The sequence below is a fragment of the Actinoplanes sp. NPDC021490 genome, from assembly GCF_055562135.1.
This window is the reverse complement of sequence record NZ_JBVHFW010000021.1, coordinates 89813-104944: the sequence shown is the minus strand read 5'-3', so window position 1 is coordinate 104944 and position 15132 is coordinate 89813. Positions and strand designations below refer to the sequence as shown.

The 15132-nt window shown below is 70.1% G+C and carries 11 protein-coding genes; 8 read left to right on the top strand and 3 right to left on the bottom strand.

What is annotated here, in order from left to right; translation table 11 throughout:
• Positions 1-66: 66 nt before the first annotated feature.
• From ACZ3I4_RS40220 to ACZ3I4_RS40185, 8 genes are all read left to right on the top strand, one after another.
• The gene (locus ACZ3I4_RS40220) at positions 67-4107 is read left to right on the top strand and encodes a DNA polymerase III subunit gamma and tau (protein ID WP_465387371.1); all 4041 of its coding nucleotides are present in this window, start codon (positions 67-69) and stop codon (positions 4105-4107) included.
• Positions 4108-4381: 274 nt separating this feature from the next.
• Positions 4382-4681, top strand: coding sequence for a YbaB/EbfC family nucleoid-associated protein (locus ACZ3I4_RS40215; protein ID WP_465387483.1), 300 nt, complete (start codon positions 4382-4384; stop codon positions 4679-4681).
• 4 nt (positions 4682-4685) lie between these two features.
• Entirely contained in the window at positions 4686-5279 is a 594-nt protein-coding gene (gene recR / locus ACZ3I4_RS40210; protein WP_465387370.1) for a recombination mediator RecR, read from the top strand.
• Positions 5280-5685: 406 nt separating this feature from the next.
• A complete protein-coding gene (locus ACZ3I4_RS40205) occupies positions 5686-6693 on the top strand; it encodes an ABC transporter permease (protein ID WP_465387369.1) in 1008 nt (335 codons plus the stop codon).
• A gap of 70 nt (positions 6694-6763) precedes the next feature.
• The gene (locus ACZ3I4_RS40200) at positions 6764-8542 is read left to right on the top strand and encodes an ABC transporter substrate-binding protein (protein ID WP_465387368.1); all 1779 of its coding nucleotides are present in this window, start codon (positions 6764-6766) and stop codon (positions 8540-8542) included.
• Between the two features lie 118 nt (positions 8543-8660).
• Entirely contained in the window at positions 8661-9662 is a 1002-nt protein-coding gene (locus ACZ3I4_RS40195) for an ABC transporter permease (protein ID WP_465387367.1), read from the top strand.
• An 11-nt stretch (positions 9663-9673) separates the two neighbouring features.
• A complete protein-coding gene (locus ACZ3I4_RS40190; protein ID WP_465387366.1) occupies positions 9674-10714 on the top strand; it encodes an ABC transporter ATP-binding protein in 1041 nt (346 codons plus the stop codon).
• A gap of 17 nt (positions 10715-10731) precedes the next feature.
• Positions 10732-11769 (top strand): ABC transporter ATP-binding protein, encoded by a 1038-nt coding sequence (locus ACZ3I4_RS40185; RefSeq protein WP_465387365.1) that lies wholly within the window; start codon positions 10732-10734, stop codon positions 11767-11769.
• Positions 11770-11845: 76 nt separating this feature from the next.
• Here the strand turns inward: ACZ3I4_RS40185 and ACZ3I4_RS40180 are convergent, their stop codons facing one another.
• From ACZ3I4_RS40180 to ACZ3I4_RS40170, 3 genes are all read right to left on the bottom strand, one after another.
• Positions 11846-12991, bottom strand: a complete 1146-nt coding sequence (locus tag ACZ3I4_RS40180; protein WP_465387364.1) for a calcium-binding protein — start codon at positions 12989-12991, stop codon at positions 11846-11848.
• Positions 12992-13078: 87 nt separating this feature from the next.
• The gene (locus ACZ3I4_RS40175) at positions 13079-14080 is read right to left on the bottom strand and encodes a calcium-binding protein (RefSeq protein ID WP_465387363.1); all 1002 of its coding nucleotides are present in this window, start codon (positions 14078-14080) and stop codon (positions 13079-13081) included.
• Positions 14081-14082: 2 nt separating this feature from the next.
• Complete coding sequence (locus tag ACZ3I4_RS40170; RefSeq protein WP_465387362.1) at positions 14083-15096, bottom strand: calcium-binding protein; 1014 nt, start codon at positions 15094-15096, stop codon at positions 14083-14085.
• Between the last annotated feature and the right edge of the window lie 36 nt (positions 15097-15132).

Genomic DNA, 15132 nt, shown 5'->3' with positions numbered 1-15132 from the left:
GGTACCTGGGTTGGTTCTTGTCGTACCCCCGGCGGACAATGGCGCGGTCGTCGAGGAGGGGCAGCAGTGGCACTCGCGCTATACCGCAAGTACCGTCCGCGCACGTTCGCGGAGGTCATCGGCCAGGAGCACGTCACCGAGCCGTTGTCGCAGGCTCTGCGCAGCGGCCGGCTGAACCACGCCTACCTCTTCTCGGGCCCCCGTGGCTGCGGCAAGACGTCGAGCGCGCGCATCCTGGCCCGCTCGCTCAACTGTGAGCAGGGCCCCACGCCCGAGCCGTGCGGGGTGTGCACCTCGTGCCGCTCGCTGGCCAACGACGGCGCCGGCTCGATCGACGTCATCGAGATCGACGCGGCCAGTCACGGTGGTGTCGACGACGCCCGCGAGCTGCGGGAAAAGGCGTTCTTCGCCCCGGCCAACAGCCGCTACAAGATCTACGTGATCGACGAGGCGCACATGGTCTCGTCGGCCGGCTTCAACGCGCTGCTCAAGCTGGTCGAGGAACCACCGGAGTACGTGAAGTTCATCTTCGCGACCACCGAACCGGAAAAGGTGCTCGGCACGATCCGGTCGCGGACCCACCACTACCCGTTCCGGTTGGTCCCGCCGGCCGTGCTGCGGCCCTATCTGCAGCAGCTCACCGACGCCGAGGGTGCTCAGGTCGACCCGGCGGTGTTCCCGCTGGTCGTGCGGGCCGGCGGGGGCAGCGTGCGTGACTCGCTGTCGGTGCTTGACCAGCTGATCGCCGGGGCCGGCCCCGACGGGGTCAGCTACTCCCGGGCGGTCGCCCTGCTCGGCGTCACCGACGTCACGCTGATCGACGAAATGTGCGACGCGCTCGCGGCCGGCGACGGCGCGGCGGCCTATTCGACGATCGACCGGGTGGCCGAGGCCGGTCACGACCCGCGCCGGTTCGCGTCCGACCTGCTCGAGCGCTTCCGCGACCTGATCGTGCTGCAGCAGGTGCCCGACGCGGTGTCCAAGGGCCTGATCGACGGTCCGGCCGACCAGCTCGAGGCGATGGGCGCCCAGGCGGCCCGCCTCGGCCCGGCGACCCTGTCCCGCTGCGCCGACATCGTGCACAACGGCCTGGTCGACATGCGCGGCACCACCGCGCCCCGGCTCCTGCTCGAACTGATCACGGCCCGCATGCTCCTGCCCGGCGCCGAAGACTCGACCGGGGCTCTGCTGCAGCGTCTCGAGCGGATGGAACGGCGGTTCGCGCTGGGCGGGGAGCCGTTGACCCTGCCCGAGGGCGACGCGCCGGCGCCGGTTTCGGCCGGTCCGGCCGCGGCTGCTTCGAGTCCGGAGGTGGGCCCGGCCGCTGACGGCGCTAGCGGGGGTGGTCGCTCGGCGGCCCGCGCCGCGGCTCTGGCTGCGGCTCGGCGAGCCGGCAGTGGTGGGGGCGGGCGGCCCGCCTCGGGGCAGCCGCCGACTCCCGCCGATGCTGTTTTGGCCGCGGCGCCGGTCTCAGCTCCCGCTTCGGCGCCGGTCAACGCTGCCCCCGTCTCGGCTGCTCCGGTCAGTGCTGCGCCGGCCTCTCCTGCTCCGGTCAGCGCCGCGCCGGTTTCGGCTGCTCCGGTCAGCGCTGCGCCGGCCTCGGGGGTGCGGGTTTCCGCCGCTCCGGTCAGCGCTGCGCCTGTGTCGGCCGCTCCGATTTCCGCTCTGCCTGTCAGTTCCGCTCCTGACTCTGCCGCTCCGGTCAGTGCGGCGCCTGCTTCCTATCCCTCGTCGCCGGCTGCGGGCGGGTCGGCCGGTGCCGGTGTCGAACCGGATTGGAATGACGTTGCCGACGGGGGTGTCGCCGCGAGGGCCGGGCGTGCCGCTGTCGCCGAGCCCGAATACGACGAACCGCCGTGGGACGACGAGCCGGAGCCGGAGGAGCCGCAGTCCAGCGGTGGGCGGCTCGCCGCGGGAGTCGACGGCGTGATCGAGCCGGCTACCCAGGCGGCCGAGCGGGCCACTCAGACGGCTGCACCGGCGGCCGAGCGGGCCACTCAGGCGGCTGCACCGGCCGCTCAGTCGGCCGCGCCGGTCGGTCAGGACGCCGCACCGGCCGCCGGGTCGGCCGCGCCGGTTGTCCACGACGCTGCACCGGGCGCGCCGGTTGACCACCACGCTGCACCGGCCGCGCCGGTTGTTCAGAATGCGGTGCCGGCCGCTCAGACGGGCGCAGCGGATACCCAGGCGGCTCAGCCGGGGGCGAGCGCAGGATCACCGATCGCCGATTCCGCGCGGCGGGCCGAGCCCACGCGGGGGCGGGAGCCGGCCGGTGTGCTGCCGGATGCGCCCGAAGAGCCGGTGGCCGCTGCGGTCGAGGCGGCGGCTGTGCCCGGGCAGTTGACGGCGCAGGCGGTTCGGCAGGTCTGGGGCGAGGTGCTCGACGAGGTCAAGAAGCAGCCTCGCGGTGTGGTCCTGCGCGCGATGGTGGCCGACGCCACCGTGCGCGAGGTCAATGGGCAGACCCTGTTCCTGACCGTGCCGTCCGCGACGCACGCGCAGCGGATCAGCCAGGAGTCGGCGCTGCCCAACGCGCTGTACGAGATTCTCGGCGGGCGCTGGGAGATCCGATGTGAGGTGGCCGGGCCGGGCCGCGGTGGTCCGGCGGGCGGCGGTGGTCCCTCGGGCGGTGGCGGGCCGAGCGGTCCGGGCGGTGGCGGCCCGGGCAGTGGCGGTTCGGGCGGTGGCGGCGCGTCGGGCGGTCGCAGTCCTGCGTCCGAGGGGGCGCGGGGCCGTAATCAGAGCGCGCCGGGCCAGCGGACCGAGGTCGCCGGTCAGAGGCAGAACTCCCAGGCTCCGGCCCGGTCCGGAGCGGCTCCCTCGGGGGCAGCCCAGCAGACGGCTCAACCCGCGGCGGCGGGCCGGTCCCCTCACACCCAGCAGCGTCAGGCCGAGACCCCGTCCTCGTCCGGCGACGACGACTGGCCAGAGCCGGCCCGCCCGGGCGGCCTCTCCACCGCACCGGCGGTCGAGGAGGACGACGACGAGGACTGGCCGGAGGTCCGCGCGATCCCGACCGGCGGCCCTCCGCCCGACACCGAGCCACAGACGCCGGCCGCGCCCGGGAGTGCGGTCGGCTCTGAGCAGGGTGGTTCCGCTTCCGGCGGCACTCCGGACCCGGACGGTGGCCTGGGCGGAGGCGGGGCCGCGCCTGACAGCGTGGAGGCCAGAGTCGATTCGGGCCACGTCGACAACGTGGAGCTCGGCGCGCCCTCGGGGGGTGCCGGCTTCGGCGGCGCTGCTGGTGGGCACGGTGAGGTCGGAAGTGCCGGTGCCGGACAACCGGTCGGCGTCAGTGGCTCTGGCGTGGAACTGTCGCGTGGTAGTGATGGCCCTGCCACAGGTGGGGTGTCCGTCGGCGAAGGCGGGTTCGATGGCGCGGCTTCCGGCAGTGCCGGTGTGCCTGGCGGCGTTGTGGGTGTGCCTCGCGGTGGTGCCGATGTGCTGAGTGGTGGTGCCGGATCGCCGGGTGGCGAGGCGGGCATGCCGGCTCGGATTGTCGGTTCTGCCGGTGGCAGTGCTGCTGCTGGTGCCTCGGATGGCGGGCGGCCTGGCGGCAGTGGTCAGGGCGAGGCCGCCGGGGAAAGCAGCGCGGGGGTTCGGGCTGCTCCGGGCAGCGCAGCCGTTGCCGCTGCTCGGGCGGCGGCTGCTCGAGCCGCCGCGCGTACGGGTGCGGCCGCCGGTGGTCCGGCCAATGCGGGCGGTTCGGCGGGCGGGGGCACAGCGGGCGGCGGCCCGACACGCGGTGGCTCAACGGCCGGAGGCGCAGCGGCCGGCGGTGCTGCGGCCGGCGGTGCTGCGCGAGGCGGCGGTGCCGGAGGTGGGCTTGCGGCGGCGCGGGCTGCCGCGGCGGGGGCGCGTGCCGGCGCGGGGGCGCGGCCGAGCGGCGAAGCGTGGTCGGACGGGTCGCCGGCGGAAGAGGCTCCTTATGATCCTGAGTTCGATGGGCCGCCTTCGAAGCGGGGCAGCGGTTTCGAAGGGTTCGACCCGGGTGACGAGCCGCTGGATGACGTGATCGACGAGAAGACGGCGCGGGAGAGCAGCGAACAGCAGGCGATGCGGCTGCTGCAAGAGGTGTTCGGCGCGGAGAAGATCGGCGAGAGCTGAGCGAAGGCAGGCCGCCGGTGGCGGGGGACGGCCCGGTGTTGCAGTCAGCCGGGCCGGCAGGCCGGGTTCGCGGTGGTGCGTTTGTGGGGGCCACGTCGCGTACGGGATGAAGGCTTTGTCCCCCGTGGCGTTCTGTGTCGTGTGCGTAGGGGGCGGCTACGCTGGGCGGCGGTTACGTTGGCGGCCGGGGTGGTAATTGACGGGCGTCAGCGTTGAACAGGGACTTTCAGCGGATTTGAGGAGCGGTGCCATGCGGCCCGGTGGACAGCCGAACATGCAGCAGATCATGAAGCAGGCGCAGAAGATGCAGCAGCAAGTTGCGCAGGCTCAGGCTGAGCTGGCTGCGGCCGAGCTGACCGGCACGGCGGGCGGCGGGCTGGTGACCGTGACCGTGACGGGGCTGGGGGAGTACAAGTCGGTGAAGATCGACCCGAAGGCTGTCGACCCCGAGGACGTCGAGACGCTGGAGGACCTGGTGCTGGCCGCGATCCACAACGCGGCCGAGGCGCAGCGGGAGCTCACCGAGCAAAAGATGGGGCCGGCCACCGGTGGCCTGTCCCTGCCGGGGTTCTGATCGCGTGTATGAAGGCGCCATCCAGGACCTGATCGACGAGCTGGGGCGGCTGCCGGGCGTCGGCCCGAAAAGCGCCCAGCGGATCGCCTTCCACGTCCTGTCCGCGGACCCGGCCGACGTCAACCGGCTGTCCACCGCGCTGCGCAAGGTCAAGGAGCTCGTGCGGTTCTGCACGACCTGCTTCAACGTGGCCGAGTCGGAGCAGTGCCGGGTCTGCCGCGACCCGCGCCGTACCAGCGAGGTGCTGTGCGTCGTCGAGGAACCCAAGGACGTCGTGGCCATCGAGCGGACCGGCGAGTTCCGGGGCCGCTATCACGTGCTGGGCGGGGCCATCAATCCGCTCGAAGGCATCGGCCCCGACAACCTGCGCATCCGTGAGCTGTTGATACGCCTCGGCACCGGTGAGATCCGCGAGTTGATTCTCGCCACAGATCCCAACACCGAGGGTGAGGCCACCGCTACCTATCTCGCGTTGATGGTCAAACCTATGGGGATCGCCGTCACGCGACTGGCAAGTGGTCTGCCGGTTGGTGGTGACCTGGAGTATGCGGACGAGATCACTCTGGGTCGCGCCTTTGAGGGTCGTCGCGCCGTATAGAAGTACATAACGTGATCGTATGATCACGAAGAGATAGCGTTTTAGTCCGGATTCGCTGCTTGCAGGCCATCTACGCGGTAGTTTCCGATTGGTCGGCGGCACAGGTCACGGTGACATCACGACGGGGACACGGAACCGCGCGTGTGCGGTCGGTGAACTTGACCTGAAGCACCGCAGTAGGTGAGTGTTCCTCCGATGGCGGCACACCCGCCGTCGAGTGCCTTCGTGGCGTCGGTCTGATCTGACCCGCGCGACGAGGGTCGGCACTCGAGGCATGCGATAACCGATCGGTTGCCGTTCGCTGCGTGGGCCATCGTCATCCGGGTTCTGCGGGGGTCTCGCATCCTGCGCACCGGGGGCCGTGGACTCATGCTCGTCCGGCCGCCGGGAGAGGACCGGCGCATAGATGTCGCTTGGCCCAGAGGCGTCGGTCACCGACGAGAAGACCGCGCCTGCCGCCGACGCGGCTGACCGTCCTGGCGAGAAGGCTATCGCCGGACGATCGCTCAAGCAGATCGCCTGGCGTCGCCTGAAGAGGGACAAGGTCGCCATTGCCGGCGCTTGCGTCGTCATCTTCCTGATCCTCGTGGCGATCCTCGCCCCGCTGCTGATCAAGTTGCTCGGTCACCCGGTCGACGAGTATCACAACGACGCGCTCGACATCGAGCTCGGCACGGGCCTGCCCAAGGGCTCGCTCGGCGGCATGAGCTGGGATTATCTGCTCGGCGTGGAGCCGCAGACCGGGCGTGACATCTTCAGCCGGATCATCTACGGCGCGCAGACCACGCTGACCGTCGCGTTCCTGTCGGCCTTCCTGTCGACGATCCTCGGCACCATCTTCGGTCTGGCCGCCGGCTTCCTCGGTGGCTGGGTCGACTCGGTGATCAGCCGGATCATGGACTTCCTGCTGGCCTTCCCGCAGCTGCTGTTCGCCATCGCGCTGCTGTCGGTGCTGCCGGACGAGTTCCTGGGGCTCGGCCCCCGCTGGTCGCGGGTGCTCGTGCTGGTCGGCGTCATCGGCTTCTTCGGCTGGCCGTACATCGGCCGCATCGTCCGCGGCCAGACCCTGTCGCTGCGCGAGCGCGAGTTCGTCGAGGCGTCGCGCAGCCTGGGCGCCCGGTCGGGCCGGATCCTGTTCCGCGAGCTGCTGCCCAACCTGGCCGCGCCGATCCTCGTCTACACGACGCTGATCATCCCGACCAACATTCTGACCGAGGCCGCCCTGAGCTTCCTCGGCGTCGGCATCCCGCCGCCCAACCCGTCCTGGGGCGGCATGTTGTCGGACGCGGTGCAGTTCTACCGCATCGATCCGATGTACATGATCATTCCGGGCTCCGTCATCTTCATTACCGTGCTCGCCTTCAACCTCTTCGGTGACGGCCTGCGCGACGCACTCGACCCCAAGGCTCGCTGAGCCCGCGGGACGAAGATTCACCGCAATTTCCGCGGACCGGCCGGGTTCGCTTTCGAGGAGGTAGGAACAGGTGGCACGCAAGACAAGGGTGCTGGCGGCGTCAGGCGTCGCTCTCGCACTCGGGCTGACCACCGCTGCGTGCGGTGGCGGCTCGGACGATAAAAGCAGCAACGGCGGCACCAGCTCCAATGGCAAGTCGGAGTTCGGCGCGGCCATCACCGGTGTGGTCAACCCGAGCACGACCAAGGGTGGCACGCTCAACCTGTGGTCGTCGCAGGACGCCGACAGCTGGGACCCGGCGCGTGGCTACTACGCGTTCGTCTGGAACCTCAACCGCCTCTACACCCGCAAGCTGGTGGACTACTCCGCCTCGCCCGGCAAGGAAGGTCTGAAGCTCCAGCCCGACCTGGCCGAGGCCGAGCCGACGATCAGCGCGGACAAGCTGACCTACACCTTCAAGCTGCGCAGCGGCCTGAAGTGGGACGACGGCGCCCCGATCACGTCCAAGGACGTCAAGTACGGCATCGAGCGCGTGTGGGCGACCGACACGATCTCCGGCGGCCCGTACTACCTGCCGAACGTGCTCGACCAGGGCCAGAACTACAAGGGCCCGTACAAGGACACCGCCCCGGACAAGCTGGGCCTGAAGTCGGTCACCACCCCGGACGACCAGACGATCATCTTCAAGCTGGCCAAGCCGTACTCGGACTTCCTGTACCTGCTGGCGATGCCCGGCTCCGGCCCGGTGCCGCAGAAGCGTGACACCGGCAAGCTGTACGGCCAGAAGCCGGCGGCCTCCGGCCCGTACATGTTCAAGTCGATCGCCCCCGGCAAGAGCGCCGCGTGGGTCCGGAACCCGAACTGGGACCCGGCCAGCGACCCGATCCGCAAGGCTCTGCCCGACGCGATCAACCTGACGATCACCACCAACGCCGACGACCTGGACAACCGTCTGCTCGCCGGCACGGCGGACCTCGACGTCGGCCAGACCGGTGTGCAGGCCGCGGCCCGCACCAAGCTGCTGACCGACAACAGCCTGAAGGCGAACGCCGACGCCCCGAACACGGGCTTCCTCCGCTTCGCCGACATGACGCCGGTCGCGCCGCTGGACAACATCGACTGCCGTAAGGCCGTCATCTACGCCGCCGACCCGACGTCGATCCAGACCGCTCGCGGTGGCCCGTTCGCGGGTGGCGACATCGGCACCAGCATCCTGCCGCCGAACATCGCCGGCTCGGACCCGAACTACGACCCGTACAACCGCAAGCAGGGCAAGCCGCAGCTCGACAAGGCCAAGGAAGCCCTGGCCGCGTGTGGTCAGCCGAACGGCTTCAACGTGAAGATCGCCGCCCGTAACAACCGGGCCGCCGAGGTCAAGACGGCCGAGGCGCTCCAGGCCTCGCTCAAGGCCGCCGGCATCAACGCGACGATCGACCAGTACGACGGCGCGCAGGACTCGGCCATCGGTGGTTCGCCGGAGATCGTGAAGCAGCGCGGTTACGGCATCATCATCACCGGCTGGGGCGCCGACTACGCGACCGGCGCCGGCTACATGCAGCCGCTGGCCGACAGCCGGTTCATCACCAAGAACGGTAACTTCAACCGTTCGGAGATCAAGGACCCGGCGATCGACAAGCTGTTCGACGATGCCGCGGCCGAGACCGACCCGGAGAGGGCTGCCGCGATCTACACCCAGATCAACCAGAAGGTCATGGAGGGCGCGTACGTCCTGCCGTTCGTGGTCGACAAGGCGCTCAACTACCGCAACCCGCGGCTGACGAACGCTTACGTCCACCAGTCCTTCGGCATGCTGGACTTCCAGGCGCTCGGCGTCAGCGACGGTAAGTGACCTCGCTCTGCCCTTAACGGCATCGGGTAATTCGAAGGGTTGGTGAAGGCCGCCCGGAGTGGGCGGGCATCGGTTTCCGCGAGGGAATCGGTGTCCGCCCATCCCATGGCCGAACGTCGTGCTGTCATACATCATCCGTCGCGCGTTCAACGCGATCATCACGCTGCTGGTGGTGACCGCGGTCACGTTCGGCATCTTCTTCGCCATTCCGAAGGCGATCGGCACCGACCCGGCGCTGCTCTACATCGGCAAGCAGTCGGACCCCGCGGCCATCGAGGGCATCCGGCAGAAGATGGGCTTCGACGACCCCATCTACGTCCAGTACGGCAAGTTCCTCAAGGGCATCGTGGCCGGCCGTGACTACGCCAACGGCGCCGACGTCACCCACTGCCCGGCGCCGTGCCTGGGCTACTCGTTCTCGACCGACCAGGAAGTCACCCCGCTGCTGCTGGACGACATTCCGGTCACCCTGTCGCTGGCGCTCGGCGCGGCCGTTCTGTGGCTGATCATCGGCATCTCGTTCGGCGTGATCTCGGCGCTTCGAAGAGGCTCGTTCGTCGACCGGGCCGCGATGACCACGGCGCTGGCCGGCGTCTCGCTGCCGGTCTACTTCACCGGTCTGCTGTCCTCGGCGATTTTCGTGTACGCCCTGGGATGGCTCCCGGAGAGCAACTACGTGCCGTTCCTCGACAATCCGGGTCAATGGTTCACCAGCCTGATCCTGCCCTGGATCACGCTCGCGTTCCTGTTCGCGGCGACCTACGCCCGCCTCACCCGGGCCAACATGCTCGAGACGCTGGGCGAGGACTACGTACGGACCGCGCGGGCCAAGGGCCTGACCGAGCGGGTGGTGATCGGCAAGCACGCGCTGCGCTCCGGCCTGACCCCGATCGTCACGATCTTCGGTCTCGACCTCGGCGCGCTGCTCGGCGGGGCCGTCCTCACCGAGAACGTCTTCAACCTGCGCGGCCTCGGCTATCAGGCGCTCAACGCGATCCGGCAGAACGACCTGCCCGTGATCCTGGGCGTGACGCTGATCGCCGCGTTCTTCATCGTCTTCGCGAACCTCATCGTCGACCTGGTCTACGGCTGGATCGACCCGCGCGTCCGGCTGGCCTGAGGGAGAGTCACGTGTCCATCGGAGCCACCAACGCCCGCCCGTTCCTCGAGGTCAAGGACCTCAACGTACGGTTCGAGACCGACGACGGCATCGTCCAGGCGGTCAGCGGATCGTCGTTCAGCCTCGAGGCCGGCCAGACCCTGGGCATCGTCGGCGAGTCCGGCTCGGGCAAGAGCGTCACCTCGCTCGCCGTCCTCGGCCTGCACCGCACCCGCAGCAACGCGAAAGTCAGCGGTGAGATCTGGCTCGAGGAGCAGGAGCTGGTCACCGCCACCGACGAGCAGGTACGCAAGCTGCGCGGCGGCAAAATGGCGATGATCTTCCAGGACCCGCTGAGCGCGATGCACCCGTACTTCACGGTCGGGTCGCAGATCGTCGAGGCGTACCGGGTGCACCACCCCGGCGTGAACAAGAAGGTCGCCCGCGAGCGCGCGATCGACATGCTGGCCCGGGTCGGTATCCCCCAGCCCGAGCGGCGCTTCAACGACTACGCCCACCAGTTCTCCGGCGGCATGCGGCAGCGCGCCATGATCGCGATGGCGCTGGTCAACGACCCCAAGCTGCTGATCGCCGACGAGCCCACCACGGCCCTCGATGTGACCGTGCAGGCGCAGATCCTCGACCTGATCCGCGATCTGCAGGAGGAGTTCCACTCCGCGGTCATCATGATCACTCACGACCTGGGCGTGGTGGCCGAGCTGGCCGACGAGGTCCTGGTCATGTACGGCGGCAAGGTCATCGAGAAGGGCCCCGCGCTCGACGTCTTCCAGAGCCCGCAGCACCCGTACACCTGGGGTCTGCTCGGCTCGATGCCGCGCCTGGACCGCGAGGTGCGCGACCGGCTCAACCCGGTCAAGGGCTCGCCGCCCAGCCTGATCAACCTGCCCGACGGCTGCTCCTTCCACCCGCGTTGCCCGTACGCGGGACGCAACGGCAACCGGTCGTTCAATGAGGTGCCCCAGCTGCGCGGCGACGTGCACAAGGTCGCCTGCCACCTGCCCTCGGAGGATCGCACCAGGATCTTCCAGGAGGAAGTGCTCCCGAACCTGTGAGCGGAGAGAAAAAGACGATGAGCGAGAACCTGCTCGAGGTCTCCGGACTGGAAAAGCACTTCCCCATCACCAAGGGCCTGCTCAAGCGCCAGGTCGGAGCCGTACGCGCGGTCGACGGCATCGACCTCGAGGTGCGCTCGGGCGAGACGCTGGGCCTCGTCGGCGAGTCCGGCTGCGGCAAGTCGACGACCGGGCGGCTGTTCACGCGGATCCTGGAGCCGACCGCCGGCAAGATCTTCTTCGAGGGCGAGGACATCTCCCACAAGAACGTCAACCAGCTCCGGCCCCTGCGCCGCGACGTGCAGATGATCTTCCAGGACCCGTACTCGTCGCTGAACCCGCGGCACACGGTCGGCTCGATCATCGCGGCGCCGCTGCAGATCCAGAGCATCCCGACCCCGCAGGGCCTCAAGAAGGCCGTGCAGGAGCTGCTCGAGCTGGTCGGCCTGAACCCGGAGCACTACAACCGCTACCCGCACGAGTTCTCCGGCGGTCAGCGGCAGCGCATCGGCATCGCCCGGGCGCTGGCCCTGCGCCCCAAGCTGATCGTCGCCGACGAGCCGGTGTCCGCGCTCGACGTGTCGATCCAGGCGCAGGTCGTCAACCTGCTCGACGACCTGCAGCGCGAGTTCGACCTGACGTACGTGTTCATCGCGCACGACCTGTCCGTGGTGCGGCACATCTCGGACCGGGTCGCGGTCATGTACCTGGGCAAGGTCGTCGAGATCGCCGAGCGCGCCGACCTGTACAAGAACCCGCGCCACCCGTACACGGTCGCCCTGATGTCGGCCGTGCCGGTGCCCGACCCGGCCCGCCGGGACCGCGCGCAGCGTGAGCGGGTTCTGCTCACCGGCGATGTGCCCAGCCCGATCAACCCGCCGTCGGGGTGCCGTTTCCGCACCCGCTGCTGGAAGGCGCAGGACATCTGCGCCACCGAGGAACCGCCGCTGACGGTCCGGCTCGACGACCCGCAGTCGCACCTGACCGCGTGTCACTTCCCGGTCGTCGAGGACGAGACGGTCGCCGGCCGTCGCCCCGCGGCGACCCCCGCCTGATCCCGCGCGCTGACTCCGGAAAACACGAAGGCCGTTCCACCCCGCGAGGGGCGGAACGGCCTTCGCCGTTACCGGATCAGGACCCGGCGGAGACGCGCTCGACCAGCTCGTAGATGTGGTCGACCTCGCCCTTGGTGGCCTTGGCCGCCTTCTTGCGGGCCGCCGACAGCACGGCCGGAGTGCCCGTGCCGAGGAGCTCGCAGTTGAGCACGGTCTCGCCGGGCTCGGGGTCGGAGCAGAAGTCGGCCTCACCCGAGGCGCCGTTGAAGTAATCAGTGCCTTCCTCGCCGACGAGGATGTCGTCGCCGCCGCCGGCCGCGATGGTGTCGTTGCCGGGGCCGCCGAAGAACCGTTCGGGCCGGTCGGTGCCGAGCAGGCGGTCACCGGCGTTGCTGCCGAAGATGACCTCGACCGTGCCGCTGATCGAGTCCTTCTCGCCGGCCGAGCCGTCGTCGCCCGCGACACCGTCGGCGTCAGCGGTGACGGACTTCGTGCGGCCTTCGTAGACGACGATGTCGGCGGTGCCGTTGCCGCCGGTCAGCGCGTCGGCGTCGGTGCCGGCGGCGTGGTCGACGGTTTCCATGAGCACGTCGTCGCCGTCGCCGCCGTCCACGGTGTCGCGCCCGGCGTCGCTCCACACTCCGTCGTCCCCGGCGCCGCCGAGCAGGCGGTCGTTGCCGATGCCGCCGTAGAGATAGTCGTTGCCTTCGCCGCCGGAGACGGCGTCGTCGCCACCGTCCCCGCGCAGCGTGTCGCCCCCGCCCAGACCCCAGAGGGCGTCCACGCCGTCGCCACCGTAGACGTCGTCCTTGAGCGGGCCACCGGTGATCTTGTCGGCGCCGGCGCGGCCCCAGGCGGTCATGCCCAGGCCGCTGTTGTTGATCAGCGTGTCGTTGCCGTCGCCGAGGTCGACGCGCACCCAGATCGGGGCGACCGACAGGGCACAGTTGATCTCGGTGACGTCGCCGCTGACCGCCGAGCAGCCGGTGCCCGCCTTGATGCCGTAGACGTCGTCGACGACAACCGTGTTGGCCGATCGGGTCAGCACCACGGTGTTCGCCTTGCCGGTGGCGGCGGTGTAGGTGACGATGTTGCCCCCGACCACCTGCACGACGCCGGTGGTCGCGGCCTCGGCCGGGATGGCGATCCAGGCGGCCGCGGCGACGGCGGCGGAGCCGATCACGGCCGCTCCGGCGCGGAGGGCAGTCTTGCGCTTGTTCACGACTTGAGGGTCCTCTCCCGAAGATCGAAGCCCCAGCATCGTAGGACGATACCGGTCATCCCGCGGCCCCGAGCGGGGCCGGGCGTCTCACCGTTCGCAGTTCAAGATGGTGTCGCCGGCTCCGCGCTCGCACTCGTCGTCGCCACCGGCGCCGTTCACGTAATCGCTGCCGGGGCCGCCGAGCAGGAGGTCGTCGCCGGTGCTTCCGGCGATCACGTCGTTGCCCGGGCCGCCCTCGAGGTGGTCGGCGCGCGCGGTGCCGATCAACCGGTCGTTGCCGGAGCCGCCCATGATGACCTCGACCGACGTGCCGATCGTGTCGCGTTCGCCCGCCGCGCCGTCGTCGCCCTTGACCGCGTCGGCGTCGGCCGTGACCGGCTTGCGCCGCCCGTCGTACAAGACGTAGTCGTTGCCGGTGCCGCCGACGAAGGAGTCGGCGTCGGACCGGTCGGGGTCGAGGTTCTGATAGAAGCGGTCGTTGCCCGGGCCGCCGTCCTCGATGTCGTTGCCCAGGAAGCCGTTAAGCTCGTCGTCGCCGTTCCCGCCGAGCAGCCGGTCGCTGCCCCAGCCGCCGAAGAGGACGTCGTTGCCGTCGCCGCCGGAGATCGCGTTCGTGCCGTCCGGGTCGGAGATGCGGTCGTTGCCGCCGAGACCCCAGAGGGCGTCGTTGCCGGCGTTGCCGTCCAGGATGTCGTACTTCGGGCCGCCGGTCAGCTTGTCGTGCCCGGCGCCGCCGTTGGCCGACAGGCTGAGGTCGCTCTTGTTGACCAGCGTGTCGTTGTAGCCGCCGAGGATCGCGCGGATCCACGTCGGCTCAGCCTTGAGCGCGCAGCGGACCTTGGTGCTGTCGCCGCTGACGGCTGAGCAACCGGCGCCGGCCTTGATCGCGAGGACGTCGTCGACCGTGACCGTGCGGCCGGACCGGGTCAGCACGACGTTGTGCCCCTTCGCCTGGTCGGCGACGTAGACCACGACGTTGGCGCGGTCGACCGAGACGACACCCTTGGGCGCGGCCTGGGCCGGAGCGGCGATCACGCCGGCGATGCCGGCGCCGAGCAGGGCGGCGCAGGCACGGACGAGCAGTTTCACGATCAGTTCCGTTCGCAGTTGATGATGGTGTCGGCGGCGTCGGGGGTGCACTGGTCGTTGCCGCCGGCGCCGTTCACGTAGTCGCGGCCGGTGCCGCCGGTCAGGGTGTCGTTGCCGGTGCTGCCGGCCACCACGTCGTTGCCGCCGTCGCCGTTGAGGACGTCCGCGCGGGGCGTCCCGATCAGCCGGTCGTTGCCCCAGCCGCCGATGATCGACTCGACCGACGTGCCGATGGTGTCGTGCTCGCCGGGCTCGCCGTCGTCGCCCTTGACGGCGTCCGCGTCGGCCACCACGCCCTTCATGCGGCCCTCGTACGACGCGGTGTCGAACCCCGGTCCGCCGATGTACGAGGTGGCGTCCACCTCGTACCGGTCGCTCGACCAGAACACGTCGTCACCGGGCCCGCCGTCCCAGACGTCCACGCCGCCGTCACCGGTCACGCGGTCGTTGCCGTTGCCTCCGTACACCCGGTCGTTCTGCCAGCCCGGCTGGAGGTCGTCGTTACCGTCGCCGCCGGACAGGGCGTTGCTGCCGGCCGGATCCCAGATCGTGTCGTTGCCGCCCAGACCCCAGAGGGAGTCGTTGCCGTTGTCGCCGCCGATCAGGTCGGGCTTGGGGCCGCCGGTGATCCGGTCGTTGCCCGCGCCGCCCCGGGCCGACATGTTCAGGTCACTCTTGTTGACCAGCGTGTCGCTCTTCTCGCCGAGGATGATGCGCACCCAGGTCGGGTCGGCCTTGAGCGTGCAGCGGGCCTTGGTGCTGTCGCCACTGACCTTCGAGCAGCCGGCGCCGATCTTGAGGGCGACCGAGTCGTCGACCGTGACCGTGCGGCCCGACCGGGTCACCACGACGTTGTGCGACTGGTTCTCGGTGGTGTCGTAGACCACGACGTTCGCGCGGTCGACCGAGACGGCGCCGAGGGTGCGGGCCTCGGCCGGCGCCGCGATCACGCCGAAGGCCGCGGTGGTGAGCAGGGCGACGCCCGTCCGGACGGCCCACGTGGATCGGCCTCTCACATCAATTCCTTTCCCCGTACGAGGAGAGACGGCCGC

Coding starts and splice junctions, on each gene's coding strand:
- ACZ3I4_RS40215 (WP_465387483.1), top strand. CDS start 4,382: ATGCAGCAGATCATGAAGCAGGCGCAGAAGATGCAGCAGCAAGTTGCG.
- ACZ3I4_RS40205 (WP_465387369.1), top strand. CDS start 5,686: ATGTCGCTTGGCCCAGAGGCGTCGGTCACCGACGAGAAGACCGCGCCT.
- ACZ3I4_RS40185 (WP_465387365.1), top strand. CDS start 10,732: ATGAGCGAGAACCTGCTCGAGGTCTCCGGACTGGAAAAGCACTTCCCC.